Raw genomic sequence first — 20848 nt, forward strand, 5'->3', positions numbered from 1 at the left:
CCAGCCCCCAAAAGGCCGGAACAGCATTACCACCAAAAGTTTTCAACAGATAATGAACAGAACGGAAATTATGAAATCCGCCGCTCATTGCCACCAGAGCGAAATCGTCACCGGTGGATTGCACGCAATTCTGGACAAATTTTATCGAATTCACAAAGCCGACATATTGGCGCCCGATTGGCGCAGCATCAGTTTCGCCATATCACGACGCGTCGAATATCCTCGCGCGATTATATGTAGATATTGCAGTGCAGACTGGCACCAGCTTTCTATGGTATTGCGCAGGTTGACTTCGAAGATGGGGGCAGCAATTGTGGCCCGCCAGCGATGCCTTTTCACGTTTGGGTAGGGGAACGGACGATATTGCAGCCCGAGAACGACATGACGCGAATGATCGGCGAGGAGCCGGCGCTTGTCGCAGACGGGCGAAAGACGCCACCTGACCGCCGCGAAATATCCATCCGCTGGCTGTCCGGCACCTTTCTGACTGGCGTCATCTCGACGCTCCTCATGGGCGTGGCTCTTTCGGTTGCCCTCGATGGTCGCCAGCAGCTGGCGACACCGCCGGAAATCGCCCATATCAAGGTTGCATCGACGCAAGGCTCGGGGGAGCAGGGCAAAGTCGGCCGCATTGCTCCGACAAGGCCAATCGCGCGCGCGCAGGACCGTCGCCGTATGCAGGTCTCCACGGTAACGCGCGAGGGCGATCGGGAAGTCGTACGCACAATCCCCTTTGCCTATGTGCAGATGGATCTGGCCGCCGGACACAAAACGAGCCGCACCTACCCCGATTTCGATCCGCTCACCGTTTTCGCCAATGAAAATGCCAACAAGGCGGTTGCACCGACGCAACTTGCCACCGGCATGATCTATGGCGCCAAGGTCGAGAGCGACATGAGCATCAAGACAGTGGATTTCCCTCTTGAGGAGGCGAACTACGACCAGCAGAGCGAGCTGTCATCCTCCGAAGTCGAGCAGGTTGTGCGCAATACCGCCTCCCTGCTGAACGACGGCGACATCCAGCTGGCCTCGCTGCATTATGTCGATCCGCAGCGCTTCGGCGAAACCAACCTGACGCTGCAGGCACTGGATGCCGCCTTTGCCGTTCGCGTCGTACCGGAAAACATGTCCATCGCAGCACGTGACGATGAAGCCCCACCTTCGCCGATCTATGCGGAAGATATCATTCCCTTCAAGGAAGAGCGCAAGATAACGGATGCCTTCACGCAAGCCGGCTATGACGGCGAAAGCATGGAAGGAATGGCCGAGGCCATCGCCAAGCTGATGAATGCGCCGGCGCTCAAGGCAGGTAATGTTCTACGAGTCGGCCTCGAAATCCGCGATGAGAAGGCACGCATCGTCCGCACCAGTATCTATCAGGGCACCTCGCACGTGCTGACCATCGCGCTCAATGATCGCGACCAGTATGTGCCGGCCAACGAGCCGGAAGTGTCGGACGAAATTCGCATGGCATTCGAGAGCTCGGAGCCAAGCGCCGTATCGCGTCCGGATCTGCCCAGTGTCTATGACGGCATTTACAATACCGCATACTCCTACGGGATGTCGCGCGAAGTGACACAGCAGCTCGTGCGTCTGATTGCGGCGGACGTCGACCTCCAGGCTCGCCTGACCACGCAGGACCGAATCGAGGTCTTCTTCTCGCAACCAGACAATGATGGCGGGATGACGGAAGATTCGGAGCTGCTCTATGTCGCCACCGACTTTTCGGGCAAGGAACGACGCTATTATCGCTATCAGACTGCGACAGGAGCGATCGACTATTTCGATCCGGAAGGCCGTAGCGCCCGCCCCTTCCTGTTGCGCAATCCTGTTCCGAACGGCCGCTTTACCTCCGGCTATGGCATGCGCCGCCATCCCATTCTTGGTTATTCGCGCATGCATACCGGCGTTGACTGGGCGGCGCCGCGCGGCACGCCTATCATCGCACCGGGAGACGGCGTCGTTGAAAAGGCCGGATGGGCCGGCGGCTACGGCCGCCAGACGATTATCCGTCACCCCAATGGCTACAAGACATCGTTCAATCACCAGAGCGGCATAGCCAGCGGCATAACAGCTGGCGCCCAGGTCCGGCAAGGTCAGGTAATCGGCTATGTCGGCTCGACCGGACAGTCGACGGGCAACCATCTTCATTATGAGGTGATGGTCAATGACAGACGCGTAGATCCCATGCGCGTACGTCTTCCTGTCTCTCGCACATTGACGGATGATGACCTGGAAGCGTTCAAGAATGAACGCGAACGCATCGATCAACTGCTGAAGGACAGCAATGACGATCCGCTGTTCATGGCGAGTACAAACCGCGTCCAGGGTTGATTAAGGTCATGTTCAGCCGCCCGACGCGTGGATAAAAATACCTGGTTTTTCAGCCGGGTATTTTTTTGTGCCTTACCGATCAGGGACTTGTCATTTTATCGGGAGGAGAAAAGCTCCAATCCATCCACACCTTGGGCAGTTGGCCGATAATACTCTCGCGTTCTCGGAGGGGTCTCGTGTGCACCCGTGACACTGAGCGAGGACGTCGGCGACTGGATGGGTGAGGTCTGACAAGCCTTGCATATCTGGCACGTCTTTCGCCCTGGCAAAGCGAAGGATCATCGTCGGGAGCATGTGGAAGCATTTGAGATTGATGAGTTGACGGGCCACATGCTCCAAAACCCCTCAATTTCCCGCAACCCCTGGCCTACGAAAGCCATGGATTGCGAAAGGAATGCGGAAGTTTCCGAAAAAAGAGCGAGCAAGACGCGCCCAAAACTTCCGGAAAGAAAAACAATACGTCAACCGCAGGCGATCACGTCGGGCGGCGTTTGCGCACGTCCCTATCCAACCGCTATTCCCGAAATTCGACTTCCACCCCCGGTTTGACCAGCTTGGCGAGTTCTTGTGCATCCCAATTCGTCAAGCGTACGCAGCCATGGCTCGAGGTCTTGCCAATCTGCGACGGTTCCGGCGTACCATGAATGCCATAGGTCGGCTTCGAAAGCGCTATCCAGACGCTGCCGACAGGCCCATTGGGACCAGGCGGAATGGTCAGAATCCTGTCATTATTCCCCTGCTTGAAATTGACCTTGGGATTGTAAGTATATTGCGGATTGATCGCAATACGCTCGACCTTATGGGTGCCGGTCGGAGACGGCGTGTCGGATGAACCGATAGTAGCCGGATAAGCAACTACCAGGCTGCCATCAGCCCCATATCCAAGCACCTGCTTGCGCCCCTTGTCGGCAACGATCCGCACGACCTCGTTCGCACGCGGTTTACCTACATTGACCACACGTATCTTCGTGCCCGGCCGATTGAAATTGACGCCCGGATTGATTGACTTGAGATAGTCCTGGTCCATGTGGAAGCGTTCGCCCAGCATCTCTGTCACGCTCGTATAGCTCAGCCGATCAAGCTTGGCCTTTTCGCCATAATCGGCGGGTACTGAGGCGACATAAGGACCCGCGACGTCCTCCGGCGTAATCACGTACTCTGTGAAGGCCTCGCCGCCCGTTTGCTCCAGCGCCTTGGTAATGCTCTCCGCGTCGGTAGAGCGCAGGACGAGCCCGGTAATCTGCGCGTAGCTTTCCAGCGCCTTCTCCAGATTGCTGCCGAATCGTCCGTCGATCGCGCCAGGGGACGCTCCTACCCGGTCGAGCAGCACCTGCAGTTCCGCCACCTGCGTACGGGCGCCATTGCGGGCAGGAACTTCGATGCGTGGCTGGTCTTGCGGCTCTGTGATAATTTCAGACGGTGGTCTTGCAGGGCGCTCCGCTGCCGGAGGTGGCGCGGACGGCTCGGCATTCAACGGACGGCGAATAATGCTGCCCTGCCGTTCTGGTGGTTGCTGATAGCGCTCCTGATAACCGGGCCGCGCTCCCTGCCCCCCGTAAGATGGTTCCTCCCCATAACCATAATCACCGTATTCCGGTGTGTTGGCATAATAGCGATCGTCATAGCGGGAGGGCGCATCATATTCACGAGGAGGATAATCACGCGGCCTTTCCGGATAGGCCTCGCCCGGAACGCCTTCCTCATAAGGGCGGCGGCCATAGCGGCGCTCGCCGCGCGGCTGCACCGAAACAACCTCGCCCGTCCAATTATCAACCAGAACTCGGTTGCCGTACTCATCATAGTAGACGCCGAAACCACGCGATTGCGCAAGCTGTACCGGAACTTCCCCGGCGGGGTAGGAACGATCCTGCGCGAACGCGCTCAGGCAGCTGCCAGCCAGAAAAAAAGTAACCAGAAGGGGGCTGCGACGCATCATGCTCTCTTGATCAGCAAATGAAATCGGTGATTTATAATGAAACTAGCGAAGAAAACAGGCATGAAAATGGCCGCACGGCGCGGCCATCTCCAGACGTTAGGTAACGAAACGGTGATCGTTACGCCTTACGCGGCGAGCGTCTCTTCCCCATCCTTCCGGATACGAAAATTGAGACGATCCGAGCCTGCGACCACCGCAACGCGCGATCCGTCCGGCACCTCGCCCATAAGTATCTTCTCTGCGAGCGGATCCTGCAGCTCCTTCTGGATCACCCGCTTAAGCGGTCGGGCACCATAAGCCGGATCGTAACCGCGCGTCGCCAGCCATTCGATGGCCTCGCCATCAAGCTCAACACTGATTTTGCGATCCTCAAGCAAACGGGCAAGCCCCTTGAGCTGGATCTGCACGATCTGGCCCATGTCGCTGCGGCGCAGGCGGTGAAACAGGATGATCTCGTCGATCCGGTTAAGAAACTCCGGGCGGAACGAGGCACGTACCACGGACATGACCTCGTCGCGTACTTTGTCGACATCCTCGTTCTCGCCGAGCGACACGAGATATTCGGCACCCAGGTTCGAAGTCATGATGATCAGCGTGTTTCGGAAATCAACCGTACGGCCCTGGCCATCCGTCAGACGGCCGTCATCAAGCACCTGCAACAGCACATTGAACACATCGGGATGCGCTTTCTCGATCTCGTCGAACAGGATCACCTGATAAGGGCGACGGCGCACGGCTTCAGTCAAGGTTCCACCTTCCTCATAGCCGACATAGCCAGGAGGCGCGCCAACCAGGCGGGCGACGGAATGCTTCTCCATGAATTCTGACATGTCGATGCGCACCATCGCCTGTTCATCATCGAACAGAAACTGCGCCAGCGCCTTGGTAAGCTCGGTCTTGCCCACACCAGTCGGCCCGAGAAACATGAAAGAGCCCATAGGCCGATTCGGATCCTGCAAACCGGCACGCGCACGGCGCACCGCCTTGGAGACAGCCTGAACGGCTTCACCCTGGCCCACGACACGCGCAGCGATTTCATCTTCCATACGCAGAAGCTTTTCGCGCTCACCTTCCATCATCTTGTCAACCGGAATGCCGGTCCAGCGGGAGACGACATACGCGACGTGATCCGGCGAGACGGTCTCTTCCACCATCGAACCTTTGCTCACATCCTGTTCTTCGGCCTCCGCAAGCTCCCTTTCCAGCGAGGGAATCTTGCCATAGGCAAGCTCACCCGCCTTCTGGAACTCGCCCTGCCGCTGCGCAATGACCAGCTCGTTGCGCGCCTCTTCCAGCTTGCCCTTCAACTCGGCAGCCAGACCCAGCTTCTGCTTTTCTGCCTGCCATTTGGCAGTAAAGTCCGCAGATTCTTCCTCCAGGTCGGTCAGTTCGCGTTCAAGCTTCTCCAGCCTGTCGCGAGAAGCGTCGTCGGTTTCGCGCTTCAGGGCTTCGCGCTCGATCTTCAGCTGCATGATGCGGCGGTCGATCTCGTCGAGCTGTTCCGGCTTGGAATCGACCTGCATTCGCAGGCGTGACGCGGCCTCGTCGACGAGGTCAATCGCCTTATCCGGCAGGAAACGGTCACTGATATAGCGGTTGGATAGCACCGCAGCCGACACCAGCGCGGAGTCAGCAATGCGCACCTTGTGATGCTGCTCGTACTTTTCCTTGAGGCCACGCAGGATCGAGATCGTGTCTTCCACGGTAGGCTCATCAACAAAGACAGGCTGGAAACGACGAGCCAGTGCTGCGTCCTTCTCGACATGCTTGCGATACTCTTCCAGCGTGGTCGCACCAACGCAATGCAGTTCGCCGCGGGCCAATGCGGGCTTCAGGAGGTTCGAGGCGTCCATTGCGCCATCGGCCTTGCCCGCTCCAACCAGCGTATGCATTTCATCAATGAACAGAATGATTCCGCCATCTGCAGACGTGACTTCCGAAAGTACGGCCTTCAGTCGCTCCTCGAACTCGCCGCGGTACTTCGCCCCTGCAATCAGAGCCCCCATGTCAAGCGACATGAGCTGCTTGTCGCGCAGGCTTTCCGGCACGTCGCCATTTACGATGCGCAGTGCAAGACCTTCAGCAATTGCCGTCTTGCCGACGCCGGGCTCACCTATCAACACCGGATTGTTCTTGGTGCGGCGCGACAGGACCTGGATCGTGCGGCGGATTTCGTCATCGCGCCCGATGACGGGATCGAGGCGACCCTCGCGCGCATCGGCAGTCAGGTCGCGCGCGTATTTTTTCAACGCGTCATAACCCTGCTCCGCACTCGCTGAATCGGCAGTGCGCCCCTTGCGCACCTCGTTGATTACGGCATTAAGGGCCTGCGCTGTGACACCCGCCTTGCTTAAAATATCGGAGGTTTTCGCAGACTTCTCCATCGCCAGCGCCATCAACAGACGCTCGACCGTGACGAAGCTGTCGCCCGCCTTCTTGGCCAGATCCTCGGCAACGGTGAAAACCTTGGCAAGCGGCTGCGAAAGATAGAGCTGCCCATTGGCGCCTTCCACCTTCGGCAATGCATCGAGTGCTGCATCGACGCCGAGCTGCACATCGCGGGAACGACCGCCAGCGCGCTCGATCAACGAGGCCGCGAGACCTTCCTGATCATCGACCAGAACCTTGAGGATGTGTTCGGGTGTAAACTGCTGATGATTGCGCGACAGTGCCATCGTCTGTGCGGACTGAATGAAACCACGCACGCGCTCGGAATATTTTTCTATATTCATCTACGTCTCCCTTTGTTCCCAGCCTGCTTTGCAGCACCGGAAACCGCTGGATTGACGAACCGATCTTCTGATCCGGTTCTCTTCAACGAATATGGGAGAGATGCCATGTGGCGACAAGTATTTGTGCGCCGCCAAGAATCCGTATTTTGTGGGATTTTAGGCTTTGAAACGTAAAAAGCGGGCGAACCGCCCGCTTTTCAAAACCTCTTTCACAAAGATCAATCGGCTTGTGCCAGATCCTTCTGGGTCGACGTGTCGTCGGAGGGCGCATTGCCCTCACCTTCCGTAGAACGGGCGCGACGAGGACGACGAACCTTCTTTTCCGCTGCTGCAACTTCAACTGCAGGCGCATCGCTGCTCTGTTCGGAAACCTGCTCCGTACCCTGCTCGGCGGCCGGGTTCGAAACCGGCGCACGGCGGCGACGACGAACCGGAGCCTCCGAAACGCTCGCCGCTTCGCGTTCTTCAAGCGCGACCTCGGCGGGCGTGCCTTCAATCACCGGCTGCGGAGCAGAGCCATGATCTTCGACCGCCTGCGACGGACGCGGCTGATGCTGGCGCTGCGGATGATCGCTGCGCTCATTGCGGGGTTGACGCTGGCGATCGTTCTGGCGGTCGCGCTGGTTGTTCTGGCGATTGCCGTTGTTCTGGCCACTATCGTCCGAACGAGCCTGCGACTGCTGATCCTGGTTGCCCCCGGCAGAACCGAATTCACCATCGAAGCCGTCCGCATCGTCATCCTCATCGTCAGAGAGACTCTGCGACGCCTGCTGCGCCTGAGCGGCAGCGATGATGCGATTATAATGTTCGGCGTGCTGGAGATAGTTCTCCGCCATCACCCGATCGCCGGAGCTTTGAGCATCACGCGCAAGCGTCATGTACTTCTCGGCAACCTGCTGCGCAGAACCGCGGATTTTCACATCCGGGCCATTGCTCTCGTAATTGCGCGTAAGCGGATTCGGGCCCCTGCGGTTGTTATTGTTATTACGACCGCGCATACGCCTGTTCTGTCCTGGCCTCATTCCATACTCTTCGAAATAGAGAATCTGGGAACCTTCGCATCCTGGTGCGATCCGTTCCGATGATTGTCCGCTGGTCTCTTTCAACCGCGACTGGCATCACTTGCTCATGCAGGACTTTGGCGCCCAGCATCGTCGTGACAATCAACAGTCACTTATACAAGGAAACAGCTTGTTTCAACGGGGACCGGACTTCTCGAAGACAACTGCTTCGCTCATCCGGTGATTTGACCCTAGCCTTATTCGGCAAGAATGCCAAGCGTTTTTTCTGCCATTTCTACTTAGGACTGCATAAATATAAGCACTCTCTCATGTCCTGACAAGTCCTGAGCCGCTTCAAGGCATTCCCAACCGTGCTCTGTGAAGATCGCCGTCACACTGTCGCGCTGGTCGAAGCCTATTTCCACCGCCACGATACCTCCCGGCTTCAGATAGTGCGCCGACTGTTCAGCGATTTTTCGATAAAAAACAAGGCCATCAATACCGCCATCAAGCGCCTGCAGCGGGTCGAAATCGCGCACCTCCGGCTGCAGACCCTCAATATCTGCACTCGGTATATAGGGCGGATTGGAGACGATGGCATCGAACCTCCCTTCCACCATTTCGAAGCAATCCGAATGGAGTGCGGTAAACCTTTTTTCCAGCCCAAGCAGCCGGGAATTTCGCGCAGCGGTAGCAAGAGCATCCTGTGAAATATCCACACCAACCCCGCTAGCCACAGGAAATTGCGACAGAATCGCCAGGCAGATTGCTCCGGTGCCTGTCCCGATGTCGAGAACGGTGCACGGCTTTTGCGACTCAACAAGCTTTTCGAGGTAAGCCAAAACCCGATCTACGAGAATTTCCGTGTCGGGACGGGGCTCCAATGTCTCCTTGGAGAGCGCAAGGTCGAGGCCATAGAATTGACGGTGGCCGATTATGCGATGCACCGGTTCGCCAGCAAGACGACGCTTCAGGGCAAGCTCAAGGGCTGCCAGCTTCTCCTCCCCCACCTCGGCATCCGCATATGCAATCAGAGAAAGACGCGAAAGCCCGGCGAAATTTTCCAGCAACAAGCGGGCTTCCATTGCCGCTTCCGCGATTTCCCTATCGCGCAGTATCGCTTCGACATGAGCCCGCAGGCTGGCGGCCGTTTTCGGCAGCTCACCCATTCTGGCCAAGTTCCAGCAACAGCTTCGACTGGTGATCCGAAATCAGCGCGGAGATCACTTCGTCAATATCGCCTTCCATCGCCCGGTCAAGCTTATAAAGTGTGAGATTGATACGATGGTCCGTGATACGACCTTGCGGGAAATTATAGGTCCGGATGCGCTCCGAGCGATCGCCCGACCCGACCTGCAAGCGGCGCGCCTCTGACCGTTCTTCTGCTGCCTTGCTGCGCTCCATGTCGTAGAGCTTGGCGCGCAGGACCTGCATCGCGCGTGCCCTGTTCTGATGCTGCGATTTTTCCGCCTGCACGACGACGATACCCGTTGGCAGATGGGTAATACGCACAGCGGAGTCGGTCGTGTTGACGTGCTGACCACCGGCGCCAGATGCCCGCATCGTGTCGATGCGTATGTCATCGGGTCGGATATTGACGTCGACTTCCTCCGCCTCCGGCAGGACGGCCACTGTCGCGGCGGATGTGTGAATGCGACCGCTGGCCTCCGTCGCCGGAACGCGCTGAACGCGATGGACACCGGACTCGAATTTCAGCCGCGAGAAGACGCCGCGCCCCGAAACCGTCGCGATGATTTCCTTAAAGCCGCCCGCTTCGCCGTCACTCGCGTCGATCACCTCTACCTTCCAGCCACGATCCGCTGCGTAGCGCTCATACATGCGAAACAGATCGCCCGCAAAGAGTGCAGCCTCATCGCCTCCGGTACCGGCGCGAATCTCGAGGATGGCGTTGCGCTCATCGGCCGCATCCTTAGGCAGCAGCAATATCTGGATTTCCTGCGCAAGGGTTTCAAGCCGTTCCTTCAATTCAGGAAGCTCGTCTTCTGCCAGAGCGCGCATTTCCGGGTCGGTCGTTTTGTCGACCAGCATGGCTTCAAGGTCGCGCTTTTCCGCTTCGACACCGGAAAACTCGCGGATTTTTGCAACAATATCCTGTAGCTCGGAATATTCCGCAGCCATTTTTACATAGGCGTCCGGCTCAGGACCGGCTGCCATCTGGATTTCGAGCATTTCGAACCGACGGACCAGCTGGTCCATGCGATCATGAGGAAGCGTAACCATACTGTTTCATTTCTGCGCAGGGTCGGAAATCGACGCGCATTAAGCCGTAAATGAGTTTATATTTAGAGCGTGATTCCGTGCGTCTCGGCAAAATCCATGACGTGCTGTCGCACATCCCGACCAACATCGCCAGACGAAAGCAAGACCTCCAGCGACTTCGAAAAATCGCCGAGCGGCAAATCCTTCATCATCGCCTTCACCGGACCGATCGAAGCGGGTGACATCGAGATCGAGCGATAGCCAAGCCCCAGCAGTACCATAGCGGATATCGGTCGACCTGCCAGTTCGCCACAGAGCGTCACCGGCGTATTGTTGCGATGTCCCGCATCGGCAATCTGCTTCAGAACGCGCAGGAAGGGAATCGCCAACGTGTCGAAGCGATTGGATATCTGCGTATTGCTGCGGTCGACGGCCATGACGAACTGGAACAGGTCGTTCGAACCGACCGAGACAAAATCAACCGCCTTCATCAGTTCGTCCATCTGCCAAAGCAATGCGGGCACTTCGACCATGGCGCCGAGCTTCAACTGCTTTGGCAAATCATGGCCGAAACGCGACAGATGCCGTACCTCCTTGTCTATCAGTTCCCGCGCCTCGGCAATTTCGGAAAGCTGCGTCACCATCGGCAGCATCATGCGCAACACCCGCCCGCGCGAGGCCTTCAAAAGCGCGCGTACCTGAGTACGAAACAGTGCGGGACGATCGAGCGTCAGCCGGATGGCGCGCCAGCCCAGAGCAGGATTTTCCTCGACGAACCCCGCCTTGAAATAGGGAAGAACCTTGTCACCGCCAATATCCAGCGTGCGGAACGTGACGGGCTTTTCGCCTGCCGCCGCCATCACGTCATAATAAAGCGCCTCTTGCGCTTCGGCGCGAGGAAAAGCTGCCGCCACCATGAATTGCAGTTCCGTGCGGAACAGACCGATGCCAGCTGCACCCGAATCCTCCAACTGTGGCAAATCGACAAGCAATCCGGCGTTCATATTGAGATCAATGGCTACATTGTCCTTCGTCACCGCCGGCCTGTCGCGCAATTCGCGATAAAGCTCCTGACGACGGGCCCGGAAACGCACTTTTTCGGCATAAGCCGTCTCGACGTCGCTCTGGGGACGCAAATGCGTCGTGCCATCATCACCATCGACGATGATTGCGTCGCCATTTTCCGCCATAGACACAGCGCCCTTGGCCTGTCCAACAACCGGGATGCCCAGGGCGCGTGCCACGATGACTACATGACTGGTCGGCGCCCCCTCTTCAAGCACCAGTCCACGCAGCTTCTCGCGCGGATAATCAAGCAACTCGGCAGCACCCATATTGCGGGCGATGACGATGGAATCGCTTGGCAGCGATTCTGCGACATCTTCCGGCGCGCGCCCCATCAGTTGGCGTAGCAAACGGTTGGCGAGATCATCGAAATCACTCATCCGTTCGCGCAAATAGGGATCGGTCATATGCATCATGCGCGCCCGCATGTCGCTCTGCACCTTTTCGACCGCTGCTTCGGCCGTCAGACCATTACGCACGGCCTCTTCCAGCCTCCGCACCCAGCCGCGATCATTAGCGAACATGCGGTAGGCTTCGAGAACTTCGCGATGCTCCCCCTCGAAAGCAACCTCCCGGCGCTCCAGCATGTCGTCGATCGAGACGCGCAGCAAATTGAGCGCCTGGTCCAGACGGCGCAGTTCATCGTCGAAATTCTCGTTGAACAGATTGGTGACAACGACCCGCGGCTCGTGCAGCACGACATGACCGAGACCGACGCCATCGTTGAGCGACAGGCCTTTGACCGTGACGGGGCGCGTCAGATCGAGTTCGATCCCGGTACGGGTCAGTCCGGAAAGGTCGCCCGTGGCGATCATTTCCGCAATCACCATCGCCGTCGTCTCGAGCGCTTCCATTTCGTCGTCGCGATATTGACGATTCGCCCTGTTTTGCACGACAAGAACGCCAAGTGTACGACCGGCCCGCAGGACGGGTACCCCCAGAAAGGAATTGTAGATTTCTTCACCGGTCTCCGGGAGATAGGTAAAGGCTGGATGTTTCTGCGCTTCCGAGAGGCTTAAGGGACGAGCCGATGCGGCAATCGTGCCGACGAGGCCCTGGCCGAGCTGGAGCTGTGCGGAGTGGACCGACCCGGGATTGAGGCCCTCGGTCGCATAAAGTTCAAGGACAGAATCGGAGCGCAGGACATAGAGCGAGCATACCTCGGCAACCATGTTGCGCGCGATCTCGCGCACTATCTGGTCCAGACGCTGTTGCGGTTCAGCAGCCTCCGCCATCAGGTCGCGCAAGCGCTTCAGCAACACGCGTGGGCCCGGCTCCATGTCCCGCATTTCCCCTACTCCAGTCTTGTCGCCGATCAGCGCGCCTTATGTCCAAATCAAATGCTACACAAGATCGCCAAACCCTAGAATTACTGAGCCTATTCCAAAACCATTGCGGTTTCGACCGGTCCAGTGGCGAACGCAGAATCAACATTCGCCTATAGAATATGTGCATACTCGTGAAGCAACGGCCAGCCTTTGGCAGCCCCATCGCACCAAAGGCACACGTCTATAACACCGAATAGCCCAACCTAAACCTTAACGGCTCTTGTCATCAGGTATAATTGCACGGAGCCGCTGCAATTATCACATAGCCTTGTCGAGACCATAAACTGCGTGCAGCGTACGGACGGCGAGCTCGGTGTAATCGCGGTCGATCAGGATTGATATCTTGATCTCGGAGGTCGTGATCGCTCGGATGTTTATATTCTTGTCGGCCAAGGCCTTAAAGGCCGTTGCCGCAACACCGGCGTGGCTACGCATCCCGATACCAATGACGGAAACCTTTGCCATCCCATCATCATGCTGGATCTGGTCGAAGCCGATCGCGGCACGGGCCTTGTCGAGAACGTCGAGCGCCTTCGCCAGATCGCCCGACGGAACCGTGAAGGTAATATCGGTGAACGAGCCGTCTTCCGAAATGTTCTGGACGATCATGTCCACGTTGATATTGGCTTCGGCGAGCGGACCGAAAATGCCCGCGGAAACTCCCGGACGGTCAGACACGCGCCGCAGTGAAATCTGCGCTTCATCCTTGGCGTAAGCGATACCTGTGACGACCTGCTGTTCCACGATTTCTTCCTCGTCGCAAATGAGTGTTCCGGGCGGATTATCGAAGTCACCCATGCCCGGCGCATCGGGATCTTCAAAAGACGAGCGCACGAAGGTGCGCACCTTGTGTACCATGGCAAGCTCGACAGAGCGCACCTGTAAGACCTTTGCCCCCAGCGAAGCCATTTCGAGCATTTCCTCGAAAGAAACCTTCTTCAGACGACGTGCCTTCGGCTCCATGCGAGGATCGGTCGTATAGACGCCGTCCACATCCGTATAGATGTCGCAGCGGTCCGCCTTGACCGCGGCAGCGATTGCAACGGCGCTGGTATCCGAGCCGCCGCGGCCGAGTGTTGAAATGCGGTTGTCGGGTGCAATGCCCTGGAAGCCGGCGATGACGGCGACCTGCCCCTGGTTGAAGCGCTCGACCAGAAGCGAGCCGTCAATGTCCGCGATACGGGCTGCACCATGCGAGGCATCCGTCTTGAGCGGAATTTGCCACCCCTGCCAGGAACGCGCATTGACGCCGATGCTCTGAAGCGCGATCGCCAGGAGTCCAGACGTTACCTGTTCGCCGGAAGCAACCACGGTGTCGTATTCACGGGCGTCGTGCAATGGCGAAAGCTCGCGCGCCCAGCCGACCAACTCATTGGTCTTGCCAGACATGGCCGAAACCACGACCGCGACCTGGTGACCCGCATCGACCTCACGTTTTACGTGACGCGCAACATTGCGAATGCGGTTGATGTCGCCGACGGAGGTCCCGCCGAATTTCATCACGATGCGCGCCATGATACTTGTCAGCCTTCACGTAATACGAGCGTTCTCTCGCTCAACCAAATCCCTCTTTCCCGCCCCTTTGCGGAAACGCCGTCTGATTAGCCAACTCGGGAGCGATGCGCAAGCACCTGTCGCAAAACGAGTTCAGAACGAAATCTTATGGCTTAAGACGCCAACCGGTTTTGAAGATGTACCAGACACAGACCATGCACAGGACAAGAATGAGCAAGGTCATCGCGGTGCTGACACCGATAGACACGTCCGACACTCCGTAAAAGCTCCAGCGGAAACCCGAGACCAGATAAACCACCGGATTAAACAGTGTCACCTTCTGCCAGAAGGGCGGCAGCATATCGATGGAGTAGAAGCTGCCGCCAAGGAAGGTCAACGGCGTGACGATGAGCAAAGGCACAATCTGGAGCTTCTCGAAGCCGTCGGCCCAGATGCCAATGATAAAACCGAACAGCGAGAATGTGAGCGCCGTCAGCACGAGATAGAGGAACATCCAGAACGGATGCGCGATCTGCAAATCGATGAAGAAGGCAGCCGTTGCAAGGATAATCAGTCCAAGCATGATTGACTTGGTAGCAGCCGCTCCGACATAGGCAAGCACGATCTCGAAGGTTGAGATGGGCGCCGACAGGACTTCGTAGATCGTGCCGGTGAATTTCGGAAAGTAGATGCCGAATGATGCATTCGCAATAGACTGGGTCAGCAGTGAAAGCATGATGAGGCCCGGCACGATGAACGCGCCATAGCTCACGCCGTCGATGGTTTCGATGCGCGAACCGATCGCCCCGCCGAATACGATGAAATAGAGTGAGGTGGAAAGCACCGGTGAGACGATGCTCTGGAGCTTGGTGCGAAAAGCGCGCGCCATCTCGAAGCGATAGATCGCCCAGACTGCTTGCATATTCATGACTGGTGCCTCACGAGATCAACGAAAATATCTTCCAGTGTGCTCTGCCGGGTTTCCAGATCGCGATACTGGATACCCTGCTCTGCCAGAGCCTGCAAAAAGCGCGTCACGCCGGTACGCTCGGCGCGGCTCTCAAAATGCAGCGTCAGCATCGTGCCGTCTGGCGATAATGTCAGATGATAGGCCGCCAGAGCCGACGGAATGACCTGCATCGGTTCCGTCAGATGCAGATCGAGCTGTTTCTTGCCGAGCGTGCTCATGAGCTCGGTCTTTTCCTTGACGAGAATGATCCTGCCGCCGCGAATGACGCCAATACGGTCGGCCATCTCCTCGGCTTCTTCGATATAGTGTGTCGTCAGGATGATAGTCACGCCGCGTTCGCGCAATTGCCGCACCAGCCGCCACATATCCTTGCGCAACTCGACGTCGACGCCCGCGGTCGGTTCGTCAAGGAAAAGAACATCGGGTTCATGGCTCAAAGCCTTGGCGATCAGCACACGCCGCTTCATGCCCCCCGAGAGCGTTATGATCTTGTTGTCGCGTTTATCCCATAGCGACAAGTCTTTCAGCAACTCTTCGATGAACGCCTTGCTACGTGGCTTGCCGAAAAGACCGCGCGTAAACGAAACCGTGTCAAAGACAGTCTCAAATGCATCCGTTGTCAGCTCCTGCGGCACGAGGCCTATCATCGCACGAGCCTGACGATAATCGCGGAATATATCATGTCCGCCGACATGAACCGTCCCGGCGGTCGCATTCACCAGCCCGCAAGTGATGGATATCAGAGTCGTCTTGCCCGCACCATTCGGTCCGAGAAGCGCGAAGATTTCGCCCTTGTTGATTTCGAGATCGACATTGTCGAGCGCCGTGAAACCGTTGGCATACGATTTCGTCAGCCCGGATATTGAGATAATCGGTTCCATGAGGAGGCCGTTTCCTGGCAGGAGTTTCTATGAACTGGTCTGCGATATAGGCGTGCTTCGGCAATACGCCAAATTTCGTGCATCCAAAAGCATTGAACGAACATTATGAATTTCTGCACCGCGTTGCGCCTATCGCCCGATCATGGCATGACCGGCAACAGGAAATGGAAATTGAAGGACGGCATTATGGCTGAGGCGAAGGCAACGACGATCGATCCGGCAGAAGTCGAACGCTTCTCGGCCATGGCTGCGGAATGGTGGGACCCTTCCGGCAAGTTCAAGCCGCTGCACAAGTTCAATCCCATTCGGCTTTCCTACATTCGCGATCAAGTGGCTTCCACCTTCAACCGCGATCCGCGGAGTCCTCGCCCGTTCGAAGGCTTGCGCTTCCTGGATATTGGCTGCGGCGGTGGTCTTCTTTCGGAGCCGATGGCCCGCCTCGGCGCGACAGTAGTGGGTGCGGATGCCTCCGCCATGAACATCGAAATCGCCAGGTTGCACGCGGCGCAGAGCGGCCTCGATATCGACTACCGCGCGGAAACGGCGGAAGCACTTGCCGACGCGGGTGAGAAATTCGACGTCATCCTGAACATGGAGGTTATCGAACATGTTTCGGACACCGGTCTGTTCATCGAGAAGTGCGCCCAGATGCTGAAGCCGGAAGGCATTATGTTTGTGGCTACCATCAACCGGACCGTCAAGGCCCTGGGGCTCGCAATCGTCGCAGCCGAATATGTATTGCGCTGGCTGCCGCGCGGAACGCACCAATATGAAAAGCTGGTGCGTCCTGACGAGCTGGAAACACTGCTCGACCGTTCCGGACTTTCCATCGTCGAACGCACGGGCGTCGTCTACAATATACTCGGCGATCGCTGGCAACAATCGCGCGACATGGATGTCAATTACATGGTGACCGTGCGCCCCAAGGCTATGCTGGAAACCCCTTCGGTCTGAGCGGGATCAGTTCTGCTCTTCAGGCAGGGGCGGGAGAGGCACAATGCCGATCCCGTCATCTATCAGGTTCTTGGCCTCCTCGAAGGAAGTCTCACCATAAATCGAACGATTCTCGATTTCGCCGAAATGCATTTTGCGGGCTTCTTCGGCAAAACGCGTGCCGACGTAATCGGAGTTTTCACGCATCTTTCGTGCCAGCTCCTGCATTTCCTTTACGAGTTGCTTCTGCTTTTCCTCATTGGCAAAAGCAACGGTTTCGCGCTTTCGTCCGGTCGAGACGGACGGAGCCATCAGAGCCTTCTCGACAGCATGAGAATTGCACTGCGGACAGGTCACGAGGCCCTTCCCGCGTTGGTTCTCGAAATCCTCACCGCTGCGAAACCAGGCCTCGAATTCATGCGCAAGTTCGCAACGCAGATTGAAACGGATCATCTTTTCAACTCTTGCCGCATGGCTTTGCAGCGATACGGCTCACCATATTCACAGAGATAATCAAAGTGCCGCGGGCAGCGTCGGATCGAAAGCGCGCGTATTTTTCAGATTAGGCACTTTACGTCGTGCTGCCGTCGATTCTTCCGGGTCTATCTCGGCGAGCGCAAATCCCGGCTCGTCGCCATCAAGCTCTGCAATGATCTTACCCCAAGGAGAGACAATCAGCGAGTGCCCATACGTCTCGCGGCCATCTTCGTGCGTCCCACCCTGCGCGGCGGCTATGACGAAAGCGCCGTTTTCGATGGCGCGGGCGCGCAACAGGACGTGCCAATGCGCCTCTCCCGTCTGACGCGTGAAGGCGGCCGGAACGGTTAAAACGCTGGCCCCGCTCAACGCCTGATCACGGAAAAGCGCCGAAAAACGAACATCATAGCATATGGCCAGTCCGAAACGCGTCCACGGCAGATCGGCAACGACGCAGCGGCTGCCCGGTTCATAGGTTGCGGATTCGCGCCAGCTCTCACCATTGTCCAGATCGACGTCGAACATATGGATCTTGTCATATTTCGTTACGAGCGTGCCATCCGGGGCGAACAGAAACGAACGGTTCGCGACTTTGCCGCTATCGAGCAATATCGCGGTGGAGCCTATATGCAGATGAATGCGTGCATCCTGGGCAATTCTGGCGGCGGCGGCGACGACAGGATCTTCAGCCTCTTCGCGGAGATTGGCGCGGAAAACCTCTTTGTCGCGCACCAGCGCTCCAGTCATCTCGGGGGTCTGTACATATTGCGCACCGGCACCTGCTGCGGCACGCACCATCTCTTCCATGTCGGCAATATTGCGCGCAGGATTCACCGTTGAACGCATCTGCACGATAGCAGCTTTGAAGCGTGTCATACCTCGTCACTTTCCAGAAGAGGATCGAGACGCCCCTCGCGTTCAAGCGCATAAAGATCGTCGCACCCGCCAACATGCGTACTGCCTATGAAGATTTGCGGAAAGGTCGTGCGTTGCGACTGCTCGATCATTTCCTGCCGAAAGGCGGGGTCCCGCGTCGCATTCTTCTCCGTGAAGGCGACATTCTTCGAAGAAAGCAGAGCCTTGGCGCGCGTACAGTAGCCGCAGCCGTCCCGGGTATAGATCGTGATATTCGACATTTCATAACCACCTGTTTGATCTTATATAGCGTCAGTTTCCTGCGCCGCAAAGTCGTCTCCCATAACCCGCGCAAAGGTGAGAACATCGACGCGCGCGGCGCCGTGCCGCTTCAGCACCCGCGCGCAGGCGGAAACCGTCGCACCGGTCGTAAAAACGTCGTCGATAAGCAGGATTTTCTTTCCCGCCACCAATGCCTTTCCCTTGCCCTTTACCTGAAACGCGCCGCTGACATTGTCCTTGCGCTGCTGCGCGGTAAGTCCCACCTGAGGCGAGGTGGATTTCCTGCGTGCTAGAAGGCCCGTGGTCAATGGCACTTTGGATAATCGCGACACGTGGCGCGCCAGCTCCGCCGATTGGTTAAAACGCCGCGACACGAAGCGATGCCAATGCAGCGGCACCGGTACGACGTGATCGGCATCAATCAGCAGTTCCTCTCCCGGGCGCAGCATCCAGTTCGCCAGCCAGGGTGCCAGATCCGTTCGATCATGATATTTCAGCCCCCGGATCATATCGCGCGCCGGACCGCTGTAATAAACGGCAGACCGTGCGCGATCGAAATCCGGTGGATTGGCTATGGCTGCGGGAGAGATCGCTCCCTCCCCCATGTCGAACTCAAAGGGTGTGCCAAGCACGGCACACCAGGGCTTCTCGAAAAAGCGCAGGTGCGGCCAGCACTCCGCGCACAACGTTCCAGGAGCCGCAACCATTGCCTGACATGATGGGCAGGTAGGAGGAAACAGAAACCGCAATGCCTGCGCTCCGGCCCACATCGCTCCCCTCTTGATTTGCATCGACAAATGCTCCACCTCCGCACCATAGCGTGCGATGCTAGCAAATATGATGCTTTCGCAAAACGGTATGATTGCGCAGGATGGACGGATGATGGAAACGGTTTTCGACGACGAAGCCTATGCCGCACACAAGGCGCGCGCCCATGCGATGCAGGACCGCGGCGCCTGGTATCTGCTTGATCGCGCCGTCGAGGAATTGAGCGATCGCCTCTCTCTCGTTGAACGACGCTTTGAGCGCGCGGCCCTTATCCAGTCTCAGGACGAAAGCATCGCCGAAGCTGTAATGGGAACGGGAAAGGTCACGCAAGTGGTCCGTGTAGAATGCACTGGCAGCAATGGTATTCTCGCGACGGAGGACGATCATCTACCGCTCGAACCCGAAAGCATGGACTTGGCCATCTCCGTCCTTTCCATGCAAAGTCTAAACGATCTGCCGGGGTTTCTTGTCCAGATAAGGCGGGCACTGAAACCCGACGGTCTCTTCCTTGCTTGCCTCGCCGGAGCCGGGACGCTCGCTGAATTGCGGGAAAGCCTCATGCAGGCGGAAGTTGAACTGACAGGTGGCGCGCGGCCACGCATCCATCCATTTGCCGACGTACGCGACATGGGAGCGCTGTTGCAGCGCGCTGGCTTCAAGCTGCCGGTAGCGGATATCGAGCCGGTGACGGTGCGCTTTGGCTCCGCCTTCTCCCTGATGAAGGATTTGCGGGCAATGGGCGAAACCAACGTGCTTGCCGAGCGTCAGAAAAGCTTCGCGCGACGCACCCTCTTCTTTCGCACAGCTCAGACCTATGCAGAAAAATTTGGAGAGCCAGACGGAAAAATCCGTGCGACCTTCAACGTCGTGTGGCTTTCCGGTTGGGCTGCACATGCAAGCCAGCAACAACCGCTAAAGCCAGGCTCAGCAAAAGCCTCTCTGGAAGATGCGTTGAAAAAGTTTCAATGATTGACGCAGTTGCGTTAGTTGACGGCGTTCGAAACGGCGGTGGAGATCAGCGCGTAAGCGTCGTTCATCGCGTCGCTAAGACCTCTCATCGCAGCAATCGCCCCAACGGAGATAAGCGAAGCGATCAACCCATATTCTATGGCGGTCGCGCCATCCTCGTCACTTAGAAATTTCTTCAAATATAACATTGCCAGCCTCAAAAAGAATCATACAGAACCTAACAGAGAAGGCCTGCGATTTCCTTTCGAACCGGCACCATGTTTGATTCAATCTTGTTCTACAGGCTTAGCAGTCACCAACGCGTTGCGGGCCGTAGATCAGGCAAACAGCGCCGGGATCATGCTGCGTCACGCTGCGCCGAATAGTATAGGTGCGCGGCTGGCCCTCGATAGAACTGGTCGTCATGCGATCGATACCCGGGCCTTGGCCGTAGAAATGGTCACCCTTGTAAAGGACCGGTACGATAAGCATACCCATGGCGACAGCTATCGAACCGAAGAGCAACGTCATACGCAGGACGCTGTCGCGAAGATTACCCACCCGATAAGCCGGATGCGTGTCGCGATTACCCTTCATGTTCTTCAGCATGGCGCCCCGCAGCTC

Annotated in this window: 18 protein-coding genes and 1 pseudogene; 4 read left to right on the plus strand and 15 right to left on the minus strand. The window is 57.4% G+C overall.

The window, feature by feature from the left end; all coding sequences use genetic code 11:
• Together IE151_RS17625 and IE151_RS13215 are read left to right on the plus strand one after the other, a co-directional pair.
• Window positions 1-240: hypothetical protein (locus IE151_RS17625; RefSeq protein ID WP_210310894.1), on the plus strand; the 240-nt coding region annotated here is incomplete at its 5' end.
• A 141-nt stretch (window positions 241-381) separates the two neighbouring features.
• The gene (locus tag IE151_RS13215) at window positions 382-2334 is read left to right on the plus strand and encodes a M23 family metallopeptidase (RefSeq protein WP_189490989.1); all 1953 of its coding nucleotides are present in this window, start codon (window positions 382-384) and stop codon (window positions 2332-2334) included.
• 514 nt (window positions 2335-2848) lie between these two features.
• Here IE151_RS13215 and IE151_RS13220 read toward each other — a convergent pair.
• The 9 genes and pseudogenes from IE151_RS13220 to IE151_RS13260 form a co-directional block, all read right to left on the minus strand.
• On the minus strand, window positions 2849-4270 hold the full coding sequence (locus tag IE151_RS13220; RefSeq protein ID WP_189490992.1) for a L,D-transpeptidase family protein: 1422 nt from the start codon (window positions 4268-4270) through the stop codon (window positions 2849-2851).
• A gap of 125 nt (window positions 4271-4395) precedes the next feature.
• Window positions 4396-7002, minus strand: coding sequence for an ATP-dependent chaperone ClpB (clpB, locus tag IE151_RS13225; protein ID WP_189490995.1), 2607 nt, complete (start codon window positions 7000-7002; stop codon window positions 4396-4398).
• Between the two features lie 218 nt (window positions 7003-7220).
• The gene (locus IE151_RS13230) at window positions 7221-8024 is read right to left on the minus strand and encodes a DUF4167 domain-containing protein (RefSeq protein WP_189490998.1); all 804 of its coding nucleotides are present in this window, start codon (window positions 8022-8024) and stop codon (window positions 7221-7223) included.
• 278 nt (window positions 8025-8302) lie between these two features.
• The gene (gene prmC, locus IE151_RS13235) at window positions 8303-9172 is read right to left on the minus strand and encodes a peptide chain release factor N(5)-glutamine methyltransferase (protein WP_189491000.1); all 870 of its coding nucleotides are present in this window, start codon (window positions 9170-9172) and stop codon (window positions 8303-8305) included.
• A complete protein-coding gene (gene prfA / locus IE151_RS13240; RefSeq protein WP_189491003.1) occupies window positions 9165-10244 on the minus strand; it encodes a peptide chain release factor 1 in 1080 nt (359 codons plus the stop codon). Before prfA ends, prmC begins: the two co-directional genes overlap by 8 nt.
• 181 nt (window positions 10245-10425) lie before the next feature.
• A pseudogene (gene ptsP / locus IE151_RS13245) lies at window positions 10426-12577 on the minus strand (phosphoenolpyruvate--protein phosphotransferase); the annotation flags it as partial.
• 297 nt (window positions 12578-12874) lie between these two features.
• Window positions 12875-14131 carry an aspartate kinase gene (locus IE151_RS13250; RefSeq protein WP_189491008.1) on the minus strand — a complete coding sequence of 419 codons (1257 nt, stop codon included), beginning with the start codon at window positions 14129-14131 and terminating at the stop codon, window positions 12875-12877.
• 145 nt (window positions 14132-14276) lie between these two features.
• Window positions 14277-15038, minus strand: coding sequence for an ABC transporter permease (locus IE151_RS13255; RefSeq protein WP_189491011.1), 762 nt, complete (start codon window positions 15036-15038; stop codon window positions 14277-14279).
• The gene (locus tag IE151_RS13260; protein WP_189491014.1) at window positions 15035-15961 is read right to left on the minus strand and encodes an ABC transporter ATP-binding protein; all 927 of its coding nucleotides are present in this window, start codon (window positions 15959-15961) and stop codon (window positions 15035-15037) included. Before IE151_RS13260 ends, IE151_RS13255 begins: the two co-directional genes overlap by 4 nt.
• A gap of 186 nt (window positions 15962-16147) precedes the next feature.
• Between IE151_RS13260 and ubiG the strand changes: the two genes are divergently transcribed.
• The gene (gene ubiG / locus IE151_RS13265; protein ID WP_189491541.1) at window positions 16148-16915 is read left to right on the plus strand and encodes a bifunctional 2-polyprenyl-6-hydroxyphenol methylase/3-demethylubiquinol 3-O-methyltransferase UbiG; all 768 of its coding nucleotides are present in this window, start codon (window positions 16148-16150) and stop codon (window positions 16913-16915) included.
• A 6-nt stretch (window positions 16916-16921) separates the two neighbouring features.
• Here ubiG and IE151_RS13270 read toward each other — a convergent pair whose 3' ends face one another.
• The 4 genes from IE151_RS13270 to IE151_RS13285 are packed head-to-tail and all read right to left on the minus strand — an operon-like array spanning window position 16922 to window position 19299.
• A complete protein-coding gene (locus IE151_RS13270) occupies window positions 16922-17347 on the minus strand; it encodes a DUF1178 family protein (RefSeq protein ID WP_189491019.1) in 426 nt (141 codons plus the stop codon).
• A gap of 60 nt (window positions 17348-17407) precedes the next feature.
• On the minus strand, window positions 17408-18247 hold the full coding sequence (locus IE151_RS13275) for a carbon-nitrogen hydrolase family protein (RefSeq protein ID WP_189491023.1): 840 nt from the start codon (window positions 18245-18247) through the stop codon (window positions 17408-17410).
• Window positions 18244-18507: a glutaredoxin 3 gene (gene grxC, locus IE151_RS13280; RefSeq protein ID WP_189491026.1), complete on the minus strand. Its 264-nt coding sequence runs from the start codon at window positions 18505-18507 to the stop codon at window positions 18244-18246. Before grxC ends, IE151_RS13275 begins: the two co-directional genes overlap by 4 nt.
• Window positions 18508-18528: 21 nt before the next feature.
• Window positions 18529-19299 (minus strand): ComF family protein, encoded by a 771-nt coding sequence (locus IE151_RS13285; RefSeq protein ID WP_189491028.1) that lies wholly within the window; start codon window positions 19297-19299, stop codon window positions 18529-18531.
• Window positions 19300-19387: 88 nt separating this feature from the next.
• On the opposite strand from IE151_RS13285, the gene IE151_RS13290 reads away from it, so the two are divergent.
• A complete protein-coding gene (locus tag IE151_RS13290) occupies window positions 19388-20245 on the plus strand; it encodes a methyltransferase domain-containing protein (RefSeq protein ID WP_308430502.1) in 858 nt (285 codons plus the stop codon).
• A 14-nt stretch (window positions 20246-20259) separates the two neighbouring features.
• Here the strand turns inward: IE151_RS13290 and IE151_RS13295 are convergent, their stop codons facing one another.
• Together IE151_RS13295 and IE151_RS13300 are read right to left on the minus strand one after the other, a co-directional pair.
• A complete protein-coding gene (locus IE151_RS13295) occupies window positions 20260-20433 on the minus strand; it encodes a Flp family type IVb pilin (RefSeq protein ID WP_189491031.1) in 174 nt (57 codons plus the stop codon).
• Window positions 20434-20530: 97 nt separating this feature from the next.
• Window positions 20531-20833 carry a hypothetical protein gene (locus IE151_RS13300; RefSeq protein WP_189491034.1) on the minus strand — a complete coding sequence of 101 codons (303 nt, stop codon included), beginning with the start codon at window positions 20831-20833 and terminating at the stop codon, window positions 20531-20533.
• Window positions 20834-20848 lie beyond the last annotated feature (15 nt).

Source organism: Limoniibacter endophyticus (genome assembly GCF_014652835.1).
In the GTDB taxonomy this organism is placed as follows: Bacteria; Pseudomonadota; Alphaproteobacteria; order Rhizobiales; family Rhizobiaceae; genus Limoniibacter; species Limoniibacter endophyticus.

Coding starts and splice junctions, on each gene's coding strand:
- IE151_RS13290 (WP_308430502.1), top strand. CDS start 19,388: ATGATGGAAACGGTTTTCGACGACGAAGCCTATGCCGCACACAAGGCG.
- IE151_RS13270 (WP_189491019.1), bottom strand. CDS start 17,347: ATGATCCGTTTCAATCTGCGTTGCGAACTTGCGCATGAATTCGAGGCC.
- grxC (WP_189491026.1), bottom strand. CDS start 18,507: ATGTCGAATATCACGATCTATACCCGGGACGGCTGCGGCTACTGTACG.
- IE151_RS13250 (WP_189491008.1), bottom strand. CDS start 14,131: ATGGCGCGCATCGTGATGAAATTCGGCGGGACCTCCGTCGGCGACATC.
- prfA (WP_189491003.1), bottom strand. CDS start 10,244: ATGGTTACGCTTCCTCATGATCGCATGGACCAGCTGGTCCGTCGGTTC.
- IE151_RS13295 (WP_189491031.1), bottom strand. CDS start 20,433: ATGTTATATTTGAAGAAATTTCTAAGTGACGAGGATGGCGCGACCGCC.
- IE151_RS13300 (WP_189491034.1), bottom strand. CDS start 20,833: ATGCTGAAGAACATGAAGGGTAATCGCGACACGCATCCGGCTTATCGG.
- IE151_RS13260 (WP_189491014.1), bottom strand. CDS start 15,961: ATGGAACCGATTATCTCAATATCCGGGCTGACGAAATCGTATGCCAAC.
- IE151_RS13255 (WP_189491011.1), bottom strand. CDS start 15,038: ATGAATATGCAAGCAGTCTGGGCGATCTATCGCTTCGAGATGGCGCGC.
- IE151_RS13215 (WP_189490989.1), top strand. CDS start 382: ATGACGCGAATGATCGGCGAGGAGCCGGCGCTTGTCGCAGACGGGCGA.
- IE151_RS13275 (WP_189491023.1), bottom strand. CDS start 18,247: ATGACACGCTTCAAAGCTGCTATCGTGCAGATGCGTTCAACGGTGAAT.
- IE151_RS13230 (WP_189490998.1), bottom strand. CDS start 8,024: ATGAGGCCAGGACAGAACAGGCGTATGCGCGGTCGTAATAACAATAAC.
- prmC (WP_189491000.1), bottom strand. CDS start 9,172: ATGGGTGAGCTGCCGAAAACGGCCGCCAGCCTGCGGGCTCATGTCGAA.
- clpB (WP_189490995.1), bottom strand. CDS start 7,002: ATGAATATAGAAAAATATTCCGAGCGCGTGCGTGGTTTCATTCAGTCC.
- IE151_RS13220 (WP_189490992.1), bottom strand. CDS start 4,270: ATGATGCGTCGCAGCCCCCTTCTGGTTACTTTTTTTCTGGCTGGCAGC.
- IE151_RS13285 (WP_189491028.1), bottom strand. CDS start 19,299: ATGCAAATCAAGAGGGGAGCGATGTGGGCCGGAGCGCAGGCATTGCGG.
- ubiG (WP_189491541.1), top strand. CDS start 16,148: ATGGCTGAGGCGAAGGCAACGACGATCGATCCGGCAGAAGTCGAACGC.